Consider the following 24,155-nt stretch of genomic DNA (forward strand, 5'->3'; position numbering starts at 1 on the left):
AGCATTCTTCACTGTGCTTAAGCGATGAGCCACAATCACGACCGTCTTTCCCTTGTAGAACTTATCCAAGTTCTCCACAATGCTTCTCTCATTGTTGGCATCGAGCGAGTTGGTGGCTTCGTCAAGGAAAATATAGTTGGGGTTCTTATAGACGGCTCTCGCTATCAATATACGCTGTTTCTGTCCTTGGCTCAGCCCCACTCCATCACGCCCTATCTTGGTGTTGAACTTCAGTGGCAAAGCCATCACATAATCTTTGATGCAGGCTATCTCGGCTGCTTTCAACAATCGTTCCTTGTCTATGTCGCCATCATCAACGGCAATGTTTCGCGCGATACTCTCAGAGAAGATAACACCATCCTGCATAACAACACCGCATTGTCTGCGCCACCATTTCTTGTTGAGCTTGTTGATGTCGGTGTTACCAATGTCGATTTGTCCCTCCAAAACAGGATAATAACCAAGCATCAAACGGATGAGAGTAGTCTTTCCACTACCAGACGCACCCACGATGGCTGTTACCTTGCCTTGTGGAATGTGAATACTTACATCATCTATGGTCTTGCGCAAAGCATGGGGGTCGTACTTGAACATGATGTTCTTGACATCAATGCCCTCACTCTTGTCCTCGATAGAAGTTAGCAAGCTTTCCTTTCCATTCTCATCATCCATCTGGTGAATCTCGTTGATACGTTCCAAGCTAATCTTCACATCTTGCAGAGAATAGAAGAAGTTCATCAGTTGCTCCACAGGTGAGTTGAGCTGTCCGATGATGTATTGCACAGCAAGCATCATACCGAGAGTCATTTGCCCATGAATTACGGCGGTTGCAGCAACTACCGTAATGATGATGTTCTTCACCTCGTTGATGAAGATACTTCCTGCCTCCTGTGTCTGTTGAAGTTTCAGCGACTTCATTTGCACACCGAACAGATCAGCTTGTGTATCCTCCCATTCCCATCTTCTGCGTTGTTCACAATCCTGCAACTTGATTTCTTGCATGGAGGTGATAAACTCGTAGGTCTTGTTGGTGTTGATAGCTTGCTGTTCAAATAGCTCATAATCAAGCTCCTTCCTTCTCTTTAAAAACAAGGTCATCCATGCGCCATAGAGGATGCTTCCCAACAAGAAGATAGCAAACACCAACTTATTGTAGAAGAACAGCACCATCGAGAATACCACGAAAGTAAGCATAGCAAAGGTAATGTTGAGTGTCTGCTGGGTGAGGAAGTTGTTCACACGGCTATGGTCGTTCATTCTCTGCATCAAGTCGCCCATGAGCTTCGTGTCAAAGAAAGACATAGGCAACTTCAATAGTTTGATGAAGAAGTCGCTCACCAATGAGATGTTGATGCGCAGGGAGATATGCAGCAACAGCCATCTGCGGATAAAGTCGATAGCGGTGCGACTGATGGTAAGCATCAATTGCCCCAACAAGATAAGCCAGACGAAACCTATGTCTTGGTTCTTGATGCCGACATCCACAATGGATTGGGTAAGGAATGGCAAGACCAGTTGCAAAAGGCTTCCTACGATTAATCCCAAGATGATTTGCCCGAAGTACTTGCGATATTTCTTCACATAACCAAAGAGAAAGCGGAAAGACTTCTTCTCTTTGATGTTCTCTTCCCCCTGAATTTTATAAGTGAAGAATGCAGGGGTTGTTTCCAAGAACATGGCAATGCCCTTGTCCTCATCATTGGTCCTTGTGCTAATCCAATGCTTCTTGAATTCATCAAGATTATAAGTCCCCAATCCTTTTCCTGGGTCTGCTACATAGAATATCTTCCCTTTCTTCACCTTGTATAAAACTACAAAATGATTTTGGTTCCAATGAAGAATACAAGGTAGAGGTGCTTCGCTTAAAGTCGAAGTTGTAGCTCTTGCACATGTGGTATGCAAACCTAAAGTATTTGCAGCTTCATTGATACCTAGCAGAGACACCCCTTCCTTAGTGGCAAAACAAAGTTTCGACAGAGAATTCATAGAATATTCTCTGCCGAAATATTTGCAAATCATTTGCAAGCAGGCTATGCCACATTGCATAGAGTCATGTTGACGTATCATAGGAAAAATCATATCATTTATTTTAAAAATTAACTTTCTATGTTTTCATTTTAAGAAACTTTCTGTTTGCAACAAGTTGATTTTTATTCTTTTCCGAAGCTTTAGTTTTATGACTTTACATTCTGTTCTTTTGAGATTGACCTGCACCAGTTCCTTTATACTTGCTGTTCGTTGCGTTAAAGCGATAGCGGATGCTAAAGGTAATGGTACTTGTGGAATTTAGGTCATATAACATTGTTCTTTGCGCACCTGAATAGAATGTGCGATGTTGGTTCCCCGTTCCAAATACATCTGAAACGTCAAGTGTCAACGTAAGGCGATTCTTGAGCAACGACTTGTAGAGTGACAGGTCTGTATTGAAATAGCCTTGGCGGATACATTTGTTACCCATATTACCTTCGGTCTGTGCGGTCATTACAAATGAAGCCGTCAGCAACTCGAAGTCAAACGCATTGGTAAGTTGGAAAACTGCCACAGGATTGTCAAGCTTATTGCCCACATGCGTATTCATCTTGAGCCATTGCTTATAGAGCATTGTTTCCAATGTTGGATGCCAAATACCAAAGGTAGGGTTCAGCGTCAGTCCTGCTTGGAAAGAGTTGTAGCTATTGATGTTCTCTGGGCGAGCGAGTGACTGCATCGGATCTCCACGATAAGTCTGCGTCATCGTACAAACCTCATCTGAGATATGCGAATAAACCAATTGCAGATTGAGCCATTCCCAAGAGAGTCCGTAGGTAAGATTGTGTGTAATTGAAGGAACGAGGAATGGATTGCCCGACTCGTATGTGTATTGGTTGTCATACTGCACACCGCTTCTAAGCTCGTTGTAGCTTGGACGATAGATGTCGGTGGCATACGTCAGTTGCATCTGTGTCTTGCCAACAGGAAGCGAGAGAGCCAAAGACGGAAACCAATTGCCGTAAGTCTTGCTCTGTTCTGCTATATACAAATCATTGTAATAATAGTCAAAGTTGATGTATTCATAGCGAAGCCCTGCTTGCATCGTCAGTTGCCCGAATCTACGGCTATAGTCAACGAACGCAGAAGTCATTGACTCCTTGACTTTTTCTTTCTCGTTATCAACCACTTCAGGATCCACTTGGTAGTGACTTCTTCGATTCACATGACTGTATTCACCGCCCAACGAAAAAGTGCCATTCAACAAAGGAATACTAAGGACAAGTTTGGATGCCAACAAAGAGTTGCGATTGTTGCGATAAGAGCAGACATCTGACTTTTCCGTCTCTGCCTGGCGATATTCGTCAAACACCATTTCGTGTAAGTCCATCCACTGCTTCTTGCCATACCAATAATAATCTGTATTGAAATCCACATTCAGCCCTCCTATCTTGCCAACATAATAAGCATTGGCGGAATAAGTCGTTGACTGACCTGGACTAAGATAATCAACGATTGACGATTCCTTCTGTACATTGTTCTGCATTATATTGAACGTCTGAGTTCCTTCGCCATTGTCCTTTGCGAAACGATTGTAGCTGATGCTGGCACCCAAATTGCTTTCTTCGCCAAGCATATAGCTAACCCCCAAGCGTGCGTATGGGTTGATGTTCGTGAATTCTTGATTGACGTTCATATTCTGCTGCCAAGTATCTGTGATGTATGAATATTGCGTCACCTGTTTGTTTTCTGGAGTGTGAGCATATGCACCATACAAGAACCCATTGACATCCAATCCTCCTCTTCGATAATTTCCTTGGAACGACTCATAAGAGCTCAAACGTTTTTCTTCATTGACCGAAAACGTAGTTTTATTGTCAAAGCTGAAGCCTTCGCCCCGCGTCTTCTTTGTGGTAATGCGTATGACACTCTTCACACTGGCATCATATCGTGCACCAGGGTTGTTGATTACTTCAATTTTCTTTATGTTGCTTGGTTGCAAACGTTGCAAATCCATTTGGTCTTGCATCTTCCGACCATTGATAAATATTACAGGTGTGCCACGACCAAACACTTCTATTTGTCCATCTTTGGCAGACACATTAGGAATGCGTGAAAGCAACTGTTCCATATTGGAAGTTTTCTCCAATACACTGCCTTCTATATTTGTTATCATTCCCTCTCCTCGCAGCATGGTCTTTGGCAACGAACTTTTGACAACAACCTCGCCAAGCATATTGGTGCTTTCCTTAAGTTTTAAGGTGACGGTAGTTTGCCCCGTATAATTTATATATTGTGTTTCATAACCGATGAGAGAAACTCGAATGATATTGCCAGTTTTTATATCTTCAAGCATGAAAGTTCCATCTTCCTTGCTAACCGTTCCTTTAACGAAAGAAGAGTCTGCTTGTAACAGTTCCACAACATTGGCAAATGAAATTGGCATACCTTTTGTGTCTGTCACAACCCCTTGAATGTTCTGTGCCATCAGCATTGGGCATAACCCTAAGAACATTATTAGTAATTCAAAATACTTTCTCATATTATTCTACTTTATCTATAAGACAATTATCAGGCTTGGCAAAAAGTCGGCGCATATGCAAAATTCCGTGGAAGGGTTACCCAAAAACTTTGAATACCCTGTACATGAAAAATGCTGTATCCTTGGTACCGTTGCTTTGGGCTAAGAACCTTTTGATTCTTGAGTTTAATGATTCAGATAAGGCATTAGAAGACCTGTCTATAAAGTAATTGAGTATATCCTACCCCCCTGATCTTGATGAGATCTCTTGCTGACTTCATCTCCCGTGATGTGCACTTTGTGACCTTGTCATACCACTCATGTAATTTAATCCTTGCCGCCTCCCGATCGAGTTTTCTGTTCCTGAATATGCTGCGTATGGAGCATAGTAACTCATAGTCCCTTGCAATTTCAGGGTACTTTTCCTTGATTACATTATATCTCTTCTTTTGGTTCTCGTTCCATTTGTCGCCGCTTTCCATAAGTTGAGTACGACTTCTGAGCATAACGTCCAACAGAGTCTCACCATTGGACATCTTGGGCGACCTGAAGGCTCTCGTAGGCTTTCTGCCACGCTTGTGCCCTTTTTAATTCTTTGGATGAGCCTTCCTGTACTTGGAACGCCGTTCGGATAGTTTCTTCAGTTTCTTTTTAAAGGCAGCTCTGAGCTTGTTCAGCTCCTTTATGGCTTTACGCTTGCAACGCAGTCTTCTTTCCTCTACAGCGTCACATATCATCTTCATCATGTGGAAGCAGTCAAGGGTTATCCTGGCCTGAGGGAAACAGGTCCTGACGATGCCACGCATACTGTCAGAGAAGTCCATCGTGACCTCTACTACATTGTTTCTCAGATCCCTGGGTATTTTAAGCAGTATATCAGATACCGTTTTTATTTGTGTGCTAACACAATAAGCAATGATGGTTCCCGCATGGCCATGCGCGTCCTTGTTGATGAGTATCGTATAGACATTGCGCCCGATTTTTATCGTTTCCCAGTCCCACGCACATACCTTTATGATATAAGGGAAGATACTGCTGAAAGTCGTTGCTATCTAATCCGTTCACTCGATGACAGTTATAATGAGTGCAAAGATAAGCAAACATATCCAGACCTACAAGCAAAATGTAAAAATTATGCAGAAATCCTGCGCAAACGAATGCATACGGAGCTCGTTCCTGCTGTTTCCATCCACCAGAACCAACAGGCAGGGGAAAGGAGCACGATTTGACATTAGCGAGTTCGCCCTTGTCGTAATACTCAATTATGGGCATTTTGTCCTCAGGCGTCTCTGTGAGAGAAAAGTGCACCTACCCTCTCCATCGTGTGAATTCTTGATTCTCGTTATACACCTATTCATCAATTCATCAAATTAAAGAGGGACCTTGTATTGCATGTTTATTCATATTCAGCCGCAAAATTACATTTTTTTGTAGTAATCCGTAGCTACTGAATGGCCTGTATTAAGGATTATTGGATAAAAGCTTATAAATGATTGAAAGTTTTTCCTTAACTTTGCCGTAGTAAAACACCAGTCAGATGAAAAGAATACTGTTTACCTTGATATTCATGATACCTTTGTTCACCATGGCGCAGACCTATGACCAACTATGGCGGAAGGTTGAGGAGGCTGCAAAGAGAGACTTGCCGCAATCGCAACTGACGGTCATCAGGCAGATTGCCAGGAATGCTGAGGAGGAAAAGCAGTACGGGCAACTGCTGAAAGCACAGCTCATGCTGGGCGCCGTGGAGACTGCCATTTCCCCTGACTCGCTCAGTATACAGATCAACGACATGGAGTTGCGGTATGCTCGTCTCACCGATCCGGCCCTGAAAGCTGTCTACGCTACGGCCATCGGCAAACTGTATCAGCGGCTACCGATCACCGACGACGGCCAGGGGAAAGTGAAGACATCAGGGATGTGGTTTGACAGAGCCATGGCGGATCCCGCTTTCTTAGCCACGAAGAAAGGTAGCGGATATGAACCCGCGATGGTCAAGGGCGACGACGACGCGCTTTTCTCTGACGACCTGCTGCATGTCATCGGACTGGAGACCCAGCGTTACGAAACCCTGCGACAGTTCTATGCCGGACATGGCAACCGCGATGCAGCCTGCTATACCGCCGTGCTGGCGATGCGGGAGAAGATGAACAAGATCGGCATGAAATCATGCTGCGCGACGATTGACTCGCTGCTACAGGTCTACAACGACCTGCCGGTGGCCTGTGAGCTGGCCATTCTCCGTCTCAATACGATGGACGACAACACCCCGGACGAGAAAGTGGCATTTATCCAACAGGCCTTGGAGAAATGGGGATCATGGAAGCGGGCCAACAGTCTGCGCAATAGTCTGAACAATCTGGAGCAGCCCTCGTTCACAGTCTCCACAGGCAAGACCATCGCCCTGCCCGGCAAACCCAAGACGCTGCACATACAGTCGATCCGGAATATCGGCAAGCTCAGTCTGCGCCTCTATAGACTCAATATCGGCGGAGACACACATTTGGATCCCACTGTTAACGCTGACTATACAAAACTGAAAGGCTGCATGGAGTCTTCACCTGTGGCTTCCATCGAGAGGAGCTACACGGGCCATAAGCCATGGGAGATTCTTACGGACAGCATCGTCCTTGACGGACTGCCTGTGGGAGTTTATCTGATGGAGGCCACGACAGACAACAAGAACATCACACCACGCAGAAGTCTACTGCGTGTGAGCGATGTCTTTGTGCTCAATCAGTCGTTGCCAGACAATAAACTCCGCCTTGCTGTCGTCAGTGCAACGACAGGAAAGCCGTTGCCACAAGCTAAGATACAGCTCACCACCCAATACTATAACGGAAAGGAAAGGGCAGAAAAGCAAATCCTATACACTGACAAGGACGGACAAACCGTCTATGCCTACACCAAAAATGCGCCTGACTTGGTCTACGTTTATACAGCAGACGACAAGGCTGCACCGGAGACAAATCTGAACACCTATTATAATTATTGGGAGGCATCAGACCAGACACAGCGAATCGCGGTCTACACCGACCGCGCCATTTACCGCCCCGGGCAGACGGTGCACGCATCGGCCATCGCGTGGGATGCCGATCCCAAAACTCGTGCATCCCAAGTAAAAATGAGCCAGAAACTCATGTTCTCGCTCTTGGATGCCAACTATAAGACCGTAGCCGAGAAGGCAGCAACGACCGATGAGTTCGGCACTGCTGCCGTCGACTTTACACTGCCACGAGAAGGTCTGACCGGCGCTTTCTGCGTGCATGTGAAGACTACCTCCAACGACCGCATGGGTACTGCCACCCTCCAAGTGGAAGAATACAAGCAGCCTACCTTCCAAGTAGTGTTCGACAACTATAAGGAAGCCTATCAGGCTGGCGACACTATCAGCCTGCGCGGTGTAGCTACGACTTATTCGGGTGTGCCCGTACAAAATGCAAAAGTGGACTACACCATCGTCCGCTGTGAGGGCTTGCGCTGGTTCTGGTGGGGCCGGCGTAACCAGAAGCAGGTGTTGGATAATTCTACAACAACTGCCGACGACGGATCATTCATCGTGCGCGTGCCCATGAACTATCCGGAAAACATGAAGGCGGACGGCGCCGTCTACTATGACTTTGAAGTCAATGCTAAGGTGACCGACGTGGCCGGCGAGACTCATGAGGTCGAGACCTCCCTGCCTCTAAGCAACCGCAAGGCCATGCTCAGCAGCAGTCTGAAGGATAAAATGCTGCGGGACAGTCTCATGTCTACATCATTCGCCTACAAGAATCTCTTAGGAGAGGAAGTGGACGGCATTGTGAAATACCGGTTTGACAACGGAGCCTGGAAAGAGGTGAAGACGAACACCATGTTTGTCCTGACAGACAGACTCGCTTCCGGACGGCACCGACTGGAGGCCGTGTGTGGCACCGACTCGCTAAAGAAAGACATTGTCGTCTTCACACTCAAGGACAAAGAGCCCGCTGTAGAGACACACGACTGGTTCTACGCTTCCGCCAAGCAGTTCCCCCAAAACGGCGCTCCGGTCTATATCCAGACAGGTGCGTCGGATAAGAGTGTGCAGATGTACTACACCATCTTCTCTGCCGATAAGGTCATTGAGAGTGGCAGCAAGGTCATTAATAATAATGTGTATACTCGCGCATTCAGGTATGATTCCTCATGGGGCAACGGCATCACGGTGACCACTGCGTGGGTGGTAGGCGGGAAACTCTGTGAGCACAACGTTCAAATCTCTCGTCCGGAGCCTGACACAAAGCTGCAGATGGATTGGAAGACCTTCCGCAACAAGCTGGTTCCTGGCCAGAAGGAGACCTGGACACTCCGCATTGTCTCACCTGCAGGCAAGCCAGCCCAGGCACAACTCATGGTGACGATGTTCGACAAGAGTCTTGATGCGCTCTACCCACAAGCATGGTCGTTGAACAACACCTTCTCCGTTGTTTTACCTTTTTCGGCATGGCGAGGCACCTTTGCGGCCAACGGTTATCTGTCAGGAAGTAAATATATCCGCAGTCTTTCCTGCAAGGCCTTGTCATTCACGCATTTTGACAATAGCCTTTTCTCGTGGTCCAGCGATCCAGTCTTCATCACAGGCTACGGTCGTGGCGGCAAAGGACGTGTACTGATGTCAAGGGCCATGGTAAGTATGGCCGCACCTATGGCTGCTGACGCGGAGCCGCTTGCCAAGTTGGAGAGCAGGGGAGAGGGCACGGCCATGAACGGAGTCAAGACTCTTGACAACAGCAATGGGGCAACGGGTGACCAGCCATTAAAAGCAGGACTCAGGGAGAAACTCGACGAGACAACCTTCTTCTATCCAGCCCTTTTCACGGACAACGCAGGATGCGTGAACATCTCTTTCACGCTTCCTGAGAGCGTCACGACCTGGCGGTTCTTAGGACTGGCGCACGACAAACAGATGAACAACGCCCTGATCGACGCTGAGGCTGTTACCTCTAAATCCCTGATGGTGCAGCCTAACATGCCGCGCTTTCTGCGTGAGGGCGACAAGGGCACGATTTCCACACGCATCTTCAATACCACCGATCACACTATCAACGGCACGGCCCGCCTGCAAATCGTGGATCAGGAAACGGAGAAAGTGATCGCTGAGCAGAGCAAGTCTTTCACTCTTCTTGCTAATGGCACCACGTCAGCCTCCTTTGATGTGGATGCCTCAGACCTGCTGCATCGCGCGAACGGTAAGACGCTGCTCACGGCACGGGTCCTGGCGGAAGGCGATGGCTTCAGCGATGGCGAGCAGCACTGGCTCCCCATCTTGCAGGACCGTGAAAGTATCATCACGACCATACCTTTCTATCAGCATCAGGCCGGTAAGAAAACAATAGATCTCTCGAAGCTCTTCCCAACAGACAGTCGTGACCGAAAGCTCACGCTCGAATATACGGATAATCCCGCCTGGCTCGTCATCCAGGCTATGCCCACTTTGGCAAATCCTGACAACAAGGATGCAGCCTCACTTGCTGCAGCCGTCTATGCAAACATCATAGGCAAAAAAGTGTTGACAGCTTCACCACTCATCGCTAAGACCATTGCACAATGGAAGCAGGAGAGCGGCAAGGATAACTCGCTCACAAGCCAGTTGCAGAAAAATGACGAGCTGAAGACCATGCTTCTCGACGAGACACCATGGGTAGCTAATGCCGACGATGAGACGGAGCGCAAGCACCGGCTTACTGACTATCTCGACGGGAATCAGCTCGATTACCGCACTACTGACTGCATCAATAAGTTGCAGTCGCTGCAAAATGCCGACGGCTCCTTCTCATGGTGGCCGGGGATGGACGGAAGTACCTACATGACTATGAATGTGGTGGAGACCCTCGTAAGACTCAACAAAATCGTCGGTCAACAAGATGCGCTTGGCGAGATGATCAGCAAAGGCTTCCGGTTCCTCAACCGCAGAATGGCGGACGAAGTGGCAGAATTGAAGAAAATGGAGAAAAAAGGGATCAGAACTCTGGTACCGAGTGAGGTAGCCTGCCATTGGCTCTATGCTTCAGCACTCTCTAAGCAGCCTCTTACGGCGGACAGAAGCTACCTGGTCAATCTCCTCGATAAGTCGGCTACCCAGTTGACCATCTACGGCAAAGCCGGCACAGCGGTGATTCTTGCGCAATATGGAAAGATACGGCACGCAAAGGAATACATCGAGAGTATCCGCCAGTATTCGGTTTACACGGAAGAGGCAGGACGCTACTTTGATACGCCTCACGCGATGTACAGTTGGTGCGACTACCGCATCCCTTCGCAGACATTTGCCATCGAGGCCCTACACCTTGTTGAGCCGGATGATACACTCAGCATTCGGCAGATGCAGCAGTGGCTGTTGCATGAGAAACGCACGACGGGATGGTCAAACTCCATCAATGCTGTCAATGCTGTGTATGCCTTCTTGATGGATGGAGGTATAGGGAGACTCGCTCCGACGATGAATGGAGAGCAGGAAGTCACGATGACGGTAGATGGAAAGGTAATTTCCCTGCCGGAAGCCACCAGTGGAATAGGCTGTGTGAAGACGACCATGAATGGCAACGATGTCCATGAACTGACTATACGGAAAAGTACGACGGGTACATCGTGGGGTGCTGTCTATGCACAGTTCACGCAGAAAGCGTCGCATGTGAAGGCCGTAGCCTCCGGTCTGACCATTAAACGGGAGATTACGGAAGCGCCCACGACACTCGCTGTTGGCAAAAAGGTGACCGTGCGTATCACTATTATTGCCGATCGTGACTACGACTTTGTGCAGGTACAGGATAAACGCGCCTCTTGCCTGGAACCGGCCAACGCATTAAGCGGTTACCGCAACGGATGTTACCAGAATCCGAAAGACAATGTGACCAATTATTTCTTTGACCATCTGAGAAAAGGTCGTCATATCGTCGAGACAATCTATTATGTAGACCGTATGGGAGACTACACCTCGGGCATCGCCACCGTCCAGTGTGCCTATGCGCCGGCATTTGGCGGGAGAGAAGAAGGAAAGGCCATTGAGGTTAAAAAGTAGAGAATAAGAATGAATCAAAAAAGTTAAAAGATACTCATGAGAAAACAGATAGTGCCCTTGTTGGTATTCCTGCCGCTTTGGCTCCATGCCCAGGTCATCAGCACGTCATCGAAAATGATCGACTGCGGCCAGGTGGTTTTCAAACAACCAGTAAAGGCTGAATTCACCTTAAAGAATACGGGTGACAAGTCTTTGGTCATCAGTCAGGTGCGCACATCGTGCGGTTGTACGACAGTCTCTTTTCCCAAGGAAGCCATTGCCCCCGGCAAAGCCTTTTCTGTGAACGCTATATATGACGCCAGGCAAATGGGACATTTCCAAAAGGAAATCGGAGTGTACAGCAACGCATCCGAGAAACCGCTTCTGCTGACAGTTAAAGGTGTGGTAGTTCAGAAAGTGAGCGATTTCAAAGGCAAATATCCCTATGTCATTGGTACCATGATGGCTGATAAAAACGAACTGTTCTTTGATAATGTCAACCGTGGTGATATGCCTGTTGAGCAGATTCATGTCATGAACAATGGAGACGATGTTGTCAGTCCACAACTTATGCACTTGCCACCCTATCTCAAAGGAGAAGTGAAGCCTTCACGAATAGGGCCGGGACGCTCGGCTACCATTACGTTGCAGATAGACTCAAAGAAGTTGAGTGATCTTGGATTATCGCAGACCTCGATCTATCTCGGAAGTTTCCCTGGAGACAAAGTGTCACCAGAAAAAGAGATTACAGTCAATGTCATCCTTATGCCGGCGTTCAGCGGACTCACCAAAACACAGCGGGTCAATGCCCCCATATTGCAACTTTCTAAAGGACAGATTGACATTGGGTCATTTGAAGGAAAGAGCAGGAAGAAAGATGAGCTCCTGATTACCAACATCGGTAAATCTTCCCTGTCCATCCGATCCTTACAAGTCATAAGCGCAGGACTCGAAGTGTCGCTCAGCAAGCGCAATATTGATCCAGGAGAAACAGCCAAACTCAAAGTTACCGCAATTAGGGATATGATAGACCGCGCACGGTCGAAACCGCGAATTCTGATGATCACCAATGATCCTACACAGGGGAAAGTAATCATTAATGTTGATGTGAAATGAACCTTAAGATAGAGATAGACAACGGCAGCGGTTTCTGTTTTGGCGTGACCACAGCCATCCATAAGGCTGAAGAAGAACTTGCCAAAGGAAACAAGCTCTATTGCCTTGGCGACATTGTACATAACGGGATGGAGGTGGAGCGCCTGCACGGGCAGGGGCTTGTCACCATTGATCATCAGCAGCTCCGTGAGCTCCGTAATGCGAAAGTACTGTTGCGGGCTCATGGAGAGCCTCCTGAAACTTACGAGATTGCCAGGCAGAACAATATTGAAATTATCGACGCCACCTGTCCTGTAGTGCTGGCTTTGCAGAGGAGAATCAAGCACAAATGGGCCGACAGCCAAAACGCACAAACCGTCATTTTCGGGAAAAAAGGACATGCCGAAGTGCTCGGACTCGTTGGTCAGACTCATGGAGAGGCCATTGTAGTAGAAAGTTTAGAAGAAGTAAAACAGAAGCTCGACTTCATCAAGGACATCAATCTTTATTCACAAACTACAAAAAACCTTGATGAGTACCGGCGCATCGTCGATTATATACAAAACCATATCTCGCCCTCCACAGCTTTCAAGAGCTACGACACTATCTGCCGGCAAGTGGCCAACCGTATGCCCCACATTGCCGAATTTGCAGCCCATCACGATGTCATTCTGTTCGTTAGTGGACGTAAAAGCAGCAACGGTCATGCGCTTTTCACACGCTGTAAAGAGGTGAACGCCAACAGCCACCTCATAGAGCGTGAGGAAGAGATAGACTACAGCTGGTTTGACGGGGCACAGACAGTAGGCATTTGTGGTGCTACCAGTACGCCCAAATGGCTGATGGAAGAATGCAGGAATGCTATTCTACATTACTGATTTATATCAATTAGGTTGATTTCTGTCAAAAACTATCACAAATTCTGTACTAATCCTGACAAATTGTTTGTGGGAAAAGATCTTCTTTTTAACTTTGCAGCGTCAAAAGAATAACAGGAGCAACATTAAAAGAAAAGACTCCAAAGTAAGAGAGGCACTAATGAGTCTGTTATGTTTCAATTTAAAAAGAAAGGATAACACTATGAAGAAGATTGTATTCACACTCGCAGCAATGATGACCATGACCCTGGCTTTTGCAGAGGGAGAGACATCCACCAAGGATAACGCAGCAGTGGCAGCAGAGGTTCAGAAATATGAGATGAACATCAATGTGAACGCTCTAGCCCGCACACTGGGACTGAGCAGTGATGAGATTGATGCTGTCAACTATATCAGCGAGGATCTCCACCGCGACATGAAAAAGGCTGGTGCTGCAGAGGGAGAGGAACGCGACAGACTCTACAAGAAGTCTATCAGGCACAACTTGTCTTACATGCACGCTGTGCTCGACAACGATCAGTACCGTGAGTATGTCAAACTGCTCAACGTTACTCTCAACAACCGTGGTTTGAACAAATAAGCTGTTACAATCCAATACATCTATAGGGCGGTCAGAAAATGGCTGCCTTTTTTAGTGCTCTTCCTCTTCCACCCACTTGTCATCATACTTTACGAACCCCATCTCTTTTGCACGCCCTAATAGCCATAAGGCTTCCTTGTCTGTACAGTTGTATTGATCGCGTAACGACTTTGTAAAGTCTTTACGTTGCATGATGTGGTCGGGTTGGATGTCAAGGATGTCTTTCACCGTCTGATGCAAACGCTCTGTACTGAAATGACGACGTCGATGATGATAGCGATTGAGGGCTACCAAGGTCAGACAGGCTATGACAATCACAATAATAATGGTTGTTGTGCTCATACTCGTTAGTTTAATTTAGTTTTAGCAATTGGCTCTGATAACATTACTACCTATCTCGTAGATTAATGCGCTAAAGTTAATAAAAATATCGATTAAATGCAACCGTTTTCTGCTTTTCTGTTATTTATTTAATTTTTTTTTGGACTTGCTAAATACAATAGTAACAACTCAGTCTTTTCAGGCATGACAAATTCCGAATGACTATTTCTTAGTCATTCTCAGCAAAGAGTTCATCGAAGAAGTTCTCCTTGGGAGGCCATGTCGGAGACGAGCGTCCTAAAGCATCCTGCAACCTTTGTCTTGACTTTCAAGATTCTAATGGCTCCCTCGCTGGAGTTGTTGTGGTGCGGAACTTCATCATGTTCAAGGAATGTGAAAATGTATTGTTCGCATTTTATCAGTCCTTTCTGCAATGTTTGGAAGTCTTTCTTTTCCTTGCTCTCAAACGGTGAGACATCCATCAGCCGAAATATCTCCGGTTGAGCTTATAGCAGAACTCATTGGGATAGAGCTGCCGGAAATCTGCTTTAACATCGTGATATGTGTCAAGAATACTATGCTTGGCATTGCTGATGGATATGTGTACCCACGGGAGCACCCTACCGACGATGGTCTTGTCCTTCATGCCATAAGCCTCATCTGGCAACCACACTATTCTTGACGAGTGTTGAATAAGAACTGGTGGCATCAGTCGCTGCCTCCACCTTCGCATCTATTGACCTCTTTATCCTGTCTTCCTCCGTTACGGCCTCAAGTCAGGTATGACCATCATCTTGATGTGACCGACTTTTTTACCGTACTGTACTTCTTGGTTGGCGTATCTATGGGGACAGCACTTTCCGCCATGACAAGGACTGCCTTTTCCCGTTGACTTCCGTGCCCCCGTTTGAGAAGATTTCACTTAGTCTTTAATATTGGGCTCTTCAAGTCCAAGTCCCTTCTTCTTGTCAATTACCTTAAGATAAAGCCCTATGAAAAGGGCGGCGACACCAAGGCATGCAAGCATCACCAATGGCCATGTATAATTAAGTTTAGTTGGATCGGTTACTCCGACATTCGTCTTGTCGAGCACTTTCCCGATGAGTAATGGAAACAGCCACAAGCCGATGTTCTGAATCCAGAAAATCAAGGCATAGGCGGAACCTATGATCTTCGGTGCTACAAGCTTTGGCACTGAAGGCCACAGCGCAGCAGGTACAAGGGAGAACGAAGCGCCTAAAACGAGAATGGTGACATAGGCCACAATAGCACCACCTATAAGATTGCCTTTAAATACGGGAAGAATGAAGGCGAATGTCAGGTGGCAGAAAATGAGCAGGAAAGAACCAAGAATCAGCATTGATGCGGCCTTACCCTTATGATCTACGTAATTGCCAAGGATTGGGGTGATGCCAACAGCAAGCAGCGGGAACACAGCAAAAATAGATTCTGCTGACTGGCGCTCGAACCCCATATAGCAGTAGCCAAGGAGGAAGACCACGGAAAGGACCATCAGAATGTATTTCGCAGCCTTATTCTTTTGGAAATTACTTGCAAACGATGTAGCAGCGACGATCAACATGATGATATACTGTACGTAGGTAACAACATTCGATGCCCAGAAACTATTAGGTTCAAGAGCATGGAATGTCAGGTTGCATTGCAACATGTTTACTGCATACTTCTGGAATGGGAAGATAGCTGAGTAATAAAGTACGCACAGCAAACTCACGAGCCAGAAACCTTGGGAAGAGAGTATCTTTCCAAGATCGCTGATCTTGAACGGATCGTCCTTTTCCTCAGCCTCGTGAGTCTGCGAGTCAAGTTTTTTATCCATGAAGAAATACACTACCAGCATGATGAGTGCAATGCAGAGTAATACCACTCCGAAAGCAACCGAACGACTCACGTCAATCTTTCCACCGAGCTTGGCAAAAAACGGTGAGAAAATCATCACTGTTGCCACGCCCAAACGGGCAAGTGCCATCTCGGAGCCCATGGCAAGAGCCATCTCGCGACCCTTGAACCACTTTACGATACCTCGGCTAACGGTAATGCCTCCCATCTCAGTGCCACATCCAAAAATCATGAAGCCAATGGCTGCAAGCTTTGCTGAGGCAGGCATGCCCTTATAGAAAGGAGAGACGCCCAGTTCGTCGAAGACAGGTATGTAATTGAGATTATCGGTAAACCATTTTTCCAAACCACTTCCGATGAAGTTTTCACTAATGGCGTAGTACTTGATGCATGCACCAGCAAGCATCACACAACCTGATAGCAGCGCTGTGAAGCGCACGCCCATCTTGTCTAGAATGATTCCTGCAAATATGAGGAAGAAAGCGAATACGTTGAGGAATGTCTCAGCACCCTGCATGGTACCGAATGCCGTAGAATCCCAATGGCGCTGTGAGAGCATGAGATCCTTGATAGGAGATAGGATGTCTACGAAGATGTAGGCACAGAACATTGCCAGTGCCAATAGCAGGAGGGCCGTCCAGCGTAGGGCAGCGGAATCTCTTAGTGTTTTTGTTTCTGTCATATTGATTGAAAATAACTATTTCTCTTTATTTCTTCAGCCATTTGTCAAGCCAGTTGAAAAAGGTTCGCTGCCACAGAATACCATTTTGTGGTTTCAGTACCCAGTGATTCTCATCTGGGAAAATAAGAAGCTCAGCAGGGATGCCTTTCAGGCGTGCGGCATTGAAGGCGCCAAAGCCCTGGTTGGCATTGATGCGGTAGTCCTTCTCACCATGAATGCAGAGTATTGGCGTATCCCAGCTGCTGACAGCCCTATGGGGGCTATTTTCATAAGTGCGCTTGGCTGCATCGGTAGCATCCTGATTCCAGTAAGCATCGTCATACTCCCAGTTAGAGAACCAAGCCTCTTCAGTATCCGTGTACATCGATTCAAGGTTGAAAGCACCGTCATGAGCGATGAAACATTTGAAGCGCTTGTTGTGGTGACCGGCAAGATAATAGACGGAGAAACCACCGAAACTGGCGCCAACAGCACCCAATTTGTCCTTGTCGACATAGGGCAGATTTGTTGCGGCATCATCAATGGCAGAGAGATAGTCGTTCATGCATTGACCAGTCCAGTCGCGTGAGACCTCCTCATTCCATGCAGAACCGAAGCCGGGGAGACCACGACGGTTGGGTGCTACGATGACATAGCCATGGGAAGCCATGATGAAAAAGTTCCAACGATAGCTCCAGAACTGCGAAACTGGGCTTTGCGGTCCACCCTCACAATATAATAATGTGGGATATCTTTTATTGGCATCGAAATGAGGCGGCAGGATAATCCAGACGAGTTCCTGCTTACCATCAGTCGTAGCCACCCAGCGCTGCTGCACTGTAGGCATGGCAAGCTGGTCAAGAATCTGCTTATTCTCATCCGTAATCTGGATCAGAGCAGAAGCTTTTGGCTTCTTGTTGTTGGGTGTCAGCACGTAGAGGTCATCGGGATGCAGCATCGAATGCTTGGTAACAAGCAACTGATTGTTTTTGGCGCCCGTACCAAGCATTTGCAGAGAACCGTAGTCCGCCCATTCATCCTTGCTCAACTGCATCACATTGCCATTGAGGTTAGTCTGATAGACGTTCACGGTCGCATGCCAACAGCCAAGGAAATAAAGTGTCTTGCTGTCGTTGCCCCAGGCAAAGGCATCTACGTTAGAGTCAAAGCTCTCGGTCACATACTTCTTTTCACCTGTCTGCAAGTTCATGACACAAAGACGGTTACGATCACTTTCATAACCGTCGTGGGCCATGCTCTGCCACGCCACATACTTGCCGTCAGGGGAGAACTGAGGATTGACATCGTAACCCACCTGCATATCGCCTTTCTGATGATTGACGGCTTGCTCACGCATGCTTTTGGTCGGATCAATCTTGGGCTCCTGATAGCCATCCGGCTTGCAGAGATCCCGCGTCGTTTTCTCGTTCAAATAATAAAGGTAAATATCTGCGTCAGTCGAGACAGCATAGTCAACACCCGTCTTTTTACGACAGGTGTAGGCAATGCTTTTAGAGTCTTTGCTCCAGTCAAGTTGCTCCAACCCACCGAAAGGAGCCATCGGACATTCATACGGCTCGCCATTGAGAATGTCTGTACCATCGTCCACTTTATTGTCGTTGACATTGGCAACGAATGGATGGGCCACACTCTCAACGTAATGGTCCCAGTGGCGATAGTTGAGATCGGTCACAACTCTGCCTGTGGCAAGAGGCAGGTCTTCTGGATTCTTCTTGATGGACTCGTGATAAGGCAGACTCTTGACGAGAATGACTTTAGAGCCATCTGGAGAGAATTTGAATCCTTCAATATCAATCTTTGAATCGGTAAGCTTCACGCGCCCCGATCCGTCAGGACTCATCTTCCATAGTTGACCACCACAGAGAAAGGCTATTTTCGTGCCATTCTCTATCCATGCGGGATCGCTCTCACTTTTCTCATTGGTAGTGAGAAGCGTAGGCTTGACAATGGCTTTGCCGGTTTTAATGCTTTGTATATAAAGTACTGTGTGACTTTTATTTTCCTTAATGCTATAATAGCTCACTTGGTAAACCACCCGCCTGCCATCAGGGGAGGCAGCGGCAGAACCGATGCGTCCCATTGCCCAAAGAGCTTCAGGTGACATTAAGTCTGACTTCAGCGTGATGTTACTTTTCCCAATCATGGTTGATGCATCTGCCATGGGAGTACCGAGCAACATGGCACCCATGACGCATGCTAATATATTATTCATAAATATTATTTTTTGCGGTTTTGCTGTTGCCTCATCTGTTCTTGCTGCATCTGCTGGAGAGCCTGCATACGGGCAGCGAGACCACTCATCTTCTTAGGGTTGTCTTTGTTTTCTTGATAGCGACGTTCAAGAATAGCTAAAAGTTTTTCATCGTTGGTGGTCTTGCGGAGCACAAACATGATAATAGCTGAGAAGAACAGTGAGATGAAATAATAGAAGTTAAGACCTGCAGAGTAATCGTTGAACATGAAGAAGAACATGAGTGGCATGAGATACATCATCCACTGCATCATTTTCATCTGTTCCGCCTGTTGGCCAACCATCTGATCTTTCTGCAACTGCATGGTAAACCAAGAATAGAGCAGCTGTGCACCAACGAAGAGAATACAGGTCAGCGAAAGATGATCGCCGATGACAGGCAGTGTATGCCCCCACTCAATAATGGGATCATAGGTGGAAAGATCATGTATCCATAAGAAGCTCTCGCCACGAAGCTGAATGGCATTAGGTACAAAATTGAACATGGCAACCCAGATAGGCATTTGGATCAACATAGGCAGGCAGCCGCTGAGGGGGGAAACCCCATACTTGGAATACTCTGCCATCATAGCCTGCTGCTTCTGCATTGCATCCTCTGGCTTATCGAACTGCTTGGTAGCTTCGTCGAGCTTCGGCTTGAGGACACGCATCTTCGCAGACGACATATAGCTCTTCTTCACCATCGGATAGGTGATGGCCTTAAGCAATAGAGTGATGAGGATGAGCACGATGCCCATGTTGAAGCCCCATGACGTAAGCCAGGTAAAGACCGGCATAGTGAACCATCGGTTAATGATTCGGAAAAGTGGCCAACCAAGATAGACCAGTCGCTCCAAGTCAAGATCTTTGCCAAAGGAGCTTTCTTTCTCTACCTTCTTAAGTGTATAAAAATCGTTGGGACCGTAATAGAACTCCAACTCTGTGGCTTTCTTCCCACTCGGGTCGAAGGCAGTCTTCATATTTGCCTTGAAGTCCTTAAGGTAACGGACCTTCCAGTTGTCTTGTGACTCCTTATTGTAAACGGTGCTCTCAAGATCTGCACCCTTATCGAAACCATCTTTCGAAATGATGACCGTTGAGAAGAACTGGTTTTTAAACGCTACCCAATCCATCGACTCCTTAGTAGTCTGCTGTTTAGAAGCTGCATTACTCAGATAGTCAGTGCCGCCCTCAGAATTTTTCCAGTCGAGTCGCGCATAGCGGTTCTCAAAGTTAAAGCCACGCTCCTGCTGTCTAACCGTTTCGTGCCAATTGATATTGAGGCGTGAGGTGTTCGGGTCAAACAAACCAGTCATACCCGTAGCCTTGATGCTAAGGTGGAGCATATAGTCCTTACCCAAACGATATGCAAGGACAAGCTGCCTGCCCTCTCCTGCTTCAGCGGTGAGCGTTACCGTTGAATCAGTAATAGCAGACGGAGTGAAATATAATTCAGAAGTGCTGATGTTCATTTCCTTAGCCACAAGCGTATAGTCGAGTGACTGGCGGTTGCCCTTGAACAATGTAACACCATGGAGGTCGTCAAGTGCTCCGCTTTTATCGGCCATGTTATGACCAATAAACTGCCTGGAACCCTTGGGATTCTTCAAATAAGCTTTAACTACGGTGGCTCCTTTAGTAGAGAGAGTTAATGCCACCTTCTCATTACTTAGGATGATATCTTGCGCATTGCCTGTAAGCGCCTTATGGAAGAGAGCGGTAGTGTCTTCCGCTACTCTTTGCTTTGCGGTCTGCTGTCGTTTTAGCAAGGCCACTCTTGCGGCTTGCTCAACTTTGGCGCGATTAGCCTGTTCGATAGAGTCTTTGACGAAAGCTGCACGGCGCTCCTGCTCCGACGGCTGCGAATAAATACTGAAACCGATGAGCAGAGCGGCTATGAGTACAAAGCCTATGATTGAATTCTTGTCCATTTATTTTTGATGATTTTCTATAGCAGTCTTCACAAAGTCAAGGAAGAGTGGATGTGGATGAAGCACTGTCGACTGATATTCGGGGTGAAACTGTGTACCTATGTACCATTTGAGCGAGGGTATCTCCACAATTTCCACCAGATCGCTCTCTGGATTTCGACCAACACACATCATGCCATTGCGCTCAAACTCTTTCTCAAAATCATTGTTGAACTCATAGCGGTGGCGGTGGCGCTCCTGGATATGCTCTTGTTTATAGATATTAAACACGCGCGAGCCCTGTTTCAAGTCGCACTCGTAGGCTCCCAAACGCATGGTACCACCCATATTGGTAATGTTTTTCTGCTCCTCCATGATGTCGATAACATTGTGGGGAGTTGTCTCATCCATTTCTCGGCTGTTGGCATCTTTGTAGCCCAGTACATTGCGAGCAAACTCGATGACCATCATCTGCATGCCAAGGCAAATACCAAAGGTGGGAATATCGTGCTCACGACAATATTTGGCTGCCACGATTTTTCCTTCGATACCACGTTGGCCAAATCCTGGGCAGATGACGATTCCGTCTTGCCCTTTCGTCTTCTCCCCCACGTTCTCCGAAGTGAGATATTCTGAATTGATAAAGGTGATAACGGTCTTATGGTCATTATAAGTGCCCGCTTGTGAGAGACTCTCACGAATACTTTTGTAAGCATCCTGCAGATCGTATTTACCAACGAGGCCGATATGCACCTCTTCGGTAGCCTTGCTTCTGCGTTCAAGAAAAGCTTTCCATGGTCCCAATGCAGGCGTAGGTCCAACGGTTTCACCCACTTTGCGAAGGATTGCGGCATCAAGGCCTTGGTTCTGCATATTTACAGGCACCTCGTAGATGCTGGGGAGATCCTCGCTTTGCACCACACAGTCGATGTCAACATTGCAGAATGCTGCAACCTTTTTGCGAATACCGTCATTAAGATGTTTCTCAGTACGAAGCACAAGAATGTCAGGCTGAATGCCGACACTCTGCAGCTCCTTTACACTGTGTTGGGTAGGTTTAGTTTTCAATTCCCCTGCCGCCTTAAGATAAGGTATATAAGTTAGATGGATGTTGACTGCATTTTTACCCAACTCCCACTTCAACTGGCGAATGGCCTCAAGAAAGGGAGCACTCTCGATGTCACCAATGGTGCCTCCTATCTCAGTAATGACAAAGTTGTAGTGGTATTTGGAGCCAAGTAGCTTGATGTTTCGCTTAATCTCATCGGTGATGTGGGGTACCACCTGGATAGTCTTTCCAAGATAATCGCCGCGGCGCTCTTTGTCAATGACCAATTTATAGATACGTCCAGTCGTCATGGAATTGGCCTTTGTCGTCTTGATATCCGTGAAACGCTCATAGTGGCCAAGATCGAGGTCCGTCTCCATACCGTCAACGGTGACATAGCATTCGCCATGCTCATAAGGATTAAGCGTGCCTGGATCAATGTTGATATAGGGGTCGAACTTCTGGATAGTAATATTGTAGCCTCTTGCCTGAAGAAGCTTTCCTATCGACGATGAGATAATTCCCTTTCCAAGTGAGGAAACCACACCGCCAGTGACGAAAATGTATTTTGTTTCTGCCACAATCTGTGAGGATATTAAGTAATTATAAACAATTTGTTGCAAAGTTACGGCAATTTTACGAGATAAACAACAAATCAATTTAGAAATCATTTTATATTTCTTCCTTGGTCGTTTCTTTCACTTTTGCTACCTTTGCAGTGTTTTAATTTTCATCATGATGATTAAGTTTCAGAAATATATCTTTCTTGTGTTTTTGCTTCCGCTCTCCCTTTATGGCTGGAGCGAAAAGGCGCCTCAACATCGTTGGCGCAGCACTTACTCTGATGAAATGTCGAAGATCATGCGGCGTTATACTGATGCATTGATTGCTTACAGAGATTCTATTTATAACGATTCCACACAGGCCCATGCGCTCAACCCTATTGATACCGCACCTTATTTTTTGCCACTGACTTTTTACAGTGACGTGGCTGGGAATGCATTTTCTTTGGATAAGACTCTGACGGGAACGGATAAGCATTTGCTTTCGGTCTATCTTAAGCATCCGGAATTGGTGACAGAGACCGACCGGCAATTAGAGCAGAAAGGGTCTGTCATCAAGCCGAAGACGGTGGCGGAGAATCCCTCCGCCTTTGTGAATAAGTCCGCACCAAAAGACCCAGAAGCCTTGCCGATGGATCTTATAGTCTTTAAACCCAATTTTTGGGATTTTGGCGGGGATTACTATTTGCAATTCCTGCAAAACTATCTCTCTGGCAATTGGTATCAAGGCGGCGAGAGCAACTATTCGATGATGGGAGCAGTGACGCTGACAGCCAACTACAACAATAAGCAGAAAGTGAAATGGGACAATATGCTGGAGATGAAATTCGGTATGCAGACCACCAAGAGCGACTCCGTTCACCACACGCGACCTACAGAGGACATGCTCCGCTATACCGGGAAACTCGGTCTTCAGGCAGCAAACAAATGGTATTATACCTTCCAACTCATAGCCCAAACGCAGTGGGCACGACACTTTAATACCAATAGTAATTATGTACAGTCGGACATTTTTTCCCCGCTCAACGTCAATGCCTCAATTGGTATGGACTATAATGTGGACTTGCTGAAGGGAAGGCTCAAAGGCAGTATTCATCTCGCACCATTTGCCTACAACTTAAAATATGTGGGCAGACTGGCTTTGGCCGCCAACAATGGCATCGACAGCGGGCATCACTCTTTGCACGACTTTGGCTCCCAGACGACCATTGACCTCAATTGGAATATTACGGATAATTTCTCGTGGAGGACCCGCCTCTATGGATATACAACTTACAAACGCATGGAAGCAGAATGGGAAAACACATTGTCTTTCCAGTTCAACCGATATTTTGCTACAAAGGTTTATCTCTATCCTCGGTTTGACGATGGCAGAATGCGTGATGACAAGTTAGTATACTGGATGTTCAGGGAATATTTCTCGGTAGGTCTCTCCTATAGCATCTAAGGCCGTGGCACAATGACAAGCAGGCTGTGACGGCATC

16 protein-coding genes and 1 pseudogene are annotated in these 24,155 nt (G+C 46.9%); 5 read left to right on the forward strand and 12 right to left on the reverse strand.

Annotated features, from left to right (window positions below; all coding sequences use genetic code 11):
- The 5 genes from PREMU_RS07895 to PREMU_RS15670 form a co-directional block, all read right to left on the reverse strand.
- Positions 1 to 2,079 (reverse strand): peptidase domain-containing ABC transporter (locus PREMU_RS07895; protein ID WP_007574402.1); only part of this gene is annotated, 2,079 nt, incomplete at its 3' end.
- 103 nt (positions 2,080 to 2,182) lie between these two features.
- Positions 2,183 to 4,510, reverse strand: a complete 2,328-nt coding sequence (locus PREMU_RS07900) for a TonB-dependent receptor domain-containing protein (RefSeq protein ID WP_007574403.1) — start codon at positions 4,508 to 4,510, stop codon at positions 2,183 to 2,185.
- A 76-nt stretch (positions 4,511 to 4,586) separates the two neighbouring features.
- The gene (locus tag PREMU_RS15880) at positions 4,587 to 4,727 is read right to left on the reverse strand and encodes a transposase (RefSeq protein WP_156804063.1); all 141 of its coding nucleotides are present in this window, start codon (positions 4,725 to 4,727) and stop codon (positions 4,587 to 4,589) included.
- Positions 4,696 to 4,971 carry a transposase gene (locus PREMU_RS15665; RefSeq protein WP_050796391.1) on the reverse strand — a complete coding sequence of 92 codons (276 nt, stop codon included), beginning with the start codon at positions 4,969 to 4,971 and terminating at the stop codon, positions 4,696 to 4,698. Before PREMU_RS15665 ends, PREMU_RS15880 begins: the two co-directional genes overlap by 32 nt.
- A gap of 105 nt (positions 4,972 to 5,076) precedes the next feature.
- Entirely contained in the window at positions 5,077 to 5,541 is a 465-nt protein-coding gene (locus tag PREMU_RS15670; protein ID WP_083819229.1) for a transposase, read from the reverse strand.
- A 485-nt stretch (positions 5,542 to 6,026) separates the two neighbouring features.
- Between PREMU_RS15670 and PREMU_RS07915 the strand changes: the two genes are divergently transcribed.
- From PREMU_RS07915 to PREMU_RS07930, 4 genes are all read left to right on the forward strand, one after another.
- Entirely contained in the window at positions 6,027 to 11,528 is a 5,502-nt protein-coding gene (locus PREMU_RS07915) for an MG2 domain-containing protein (protein ID WP_007574406.1), read from the forward strand.
- Positions 11,529 to 11,564: 36 nt separating this feature from the next.
- The gene (locus PREMU_RS07920) at positions 11,565 to 12,623 is read left to right on the forward strand and encodes a DUF1573 domain-containing protein (protein WP_007574407.1); all 1,059 of its coding nucleotides are present in this window, start codon (positions 11,565 to 11,567) and stop codon (positions 12,621 to 12,623) included.
- Positions 12,620 to 13,480, forward strand: a complete 861-nt coding sequence (locus tag PREMU_RS07925; RefSeq protein ID WP_007574408.1) for a 4-hydroxy-3-methylbut-2-enyl diphosphate reductase — start codon at positions 12,620 to 12,622, stop codon at positions 13,478 to 13,480. The genes PREMU_RS07920 and PREMU_RS07925 overlap by 4 nt, the downstream gene beginning before the upstream one ends.
- A 202-nt stretch (positions 13,481 to 13,682) precedes the next feature.
- On the forward strand, positions 13,683 to 14,060 hold the full coding sequence (locus PREMU_RS07930; RefSeq protein WP_040558153.1) for a hypothetical protein: 378 nt from the start codon (positions 13,683 to 13,685) through the stop codon (positions 14,058 to 14,060).
- Between the two features lie 51 nt (positions 14,061 to 14,111).
- Here the strand turns inward: PREMU_RS07930 and PREMU_RS07935 are convergent, their stop codons facing one another.
- The 7 genes and pseudogenes from PREMU_RS07935 to PREMU_RS07965 all read right to left on the reverse strand — a co-directional run bounded on the left by PREMU_RS07935 (position 14,112) and on the right by PREMU_RS07965 (position 22,689).
- Complete coding sequence (locus PREMU_RS07935) at positions 14,112 to 14,402, reverse strand: hypothetical protein (RefSeq protein ID WP_007574410.1); 291 nt, start codon at positions 14,400 to 14,402, stop codon at positions 14,112 to 14,114.
- Positions 14,403 to 14,632: 230 nt separating this feature from the next.
- Positions 14,633 to 14,863 (reverse strand): IS66 family transposase, encoded by a 231-nt coding sequence (locus PREMU_RS07940; RefSeq protein ID WP_040558155.1) that lies wholly within the window; start codon positions 14,861 to 14,863, stop codon positions 14,633 to 14,635.
- A pseudogene (locus PREMU_RS15980) lies at positions 14,863 to 15,293 on the reverse strand (transposase); the annotation flags it as partial. The gene PREMU_RS07940 and the pseudogene PREMU_RS15980, both read right to left, overlap by 1 nt.
- Before the next feature lie 10 nt (positions 15,294 to 15,303).
- Entirely contained in the window at positions 15,304 to 16,920 is a 1,617-nt protein-coding gene (locus PREMU_RS07950; protein WP_007574411.1) for an MFS transporter, read from the reverse strand.
- A gap of 25 nt (positions 16,921 to 16,945) precedes the next feature.
- Positions 16,946 to 19,132 (reverse strand): dipeptidyl-peptidase Dpp5, encoded by a 2,187-nt coding sequence (gene dpp5, locus PREMU_RS07955; protein ID WP_007574412.1) that lies wholly within the window; start codon positions 19,130 to 19,132, stop codon positions 16,946 to 16,948.
- A 5-nt stretch (positions 19,133 to 19,137) separates the two neighbouring features.
- Complete coding sequence (gene yidC / locus PREMU_RS07960) at positions 19,138 to 21,081, reverse strand: membrane protein insertase YidC (protein ID WP_007574415.1); 1,944 nt, start codon at positions 21,079 to 21,081, stop codon at positions 19,138 to 19,140.
- Entirely contained in the window at positions 21,082 to 22,689 is a 1,608-nt protein-coding gene (locus PREMU_RS07965; protein ID WP_007574417.1) for a CTP synthase, read from the reverse strand.
- Positions 22,690 to 22,843: 154 nt separating this feature from the next.
- On the opposite strand from PREMU_RS07965, the gene PREMU_RS07970 reads away from it, so the two are divergent.
- The gene (locus PREMU_RS07970) at positions 22,844 to 24,118 is read left to right on the forward strand and encodes a DUF3078 domain-containing protein (RefSeq protein ID WP_156803984.1); all 1,275 of its coding nucleotides are present in this window, start codon (positions 22,844 to 22,846) and stop codon (positions 24,116 to 24,118) included.
- The last annotated feature ends 37 nt before the right edge of the window (positions 24,119 to 24,155 follow it).

It is taken from the genome of Hallella multisaccharivorax DSM 17128 (genome assembly GCF_000218235.1).
Lineage (GTDB): Bacteria > Bacteroidota > Bacteroidia > Bacteroidales > Bacteroidaceae > Prevotella > Prevotella multisaccharivorax.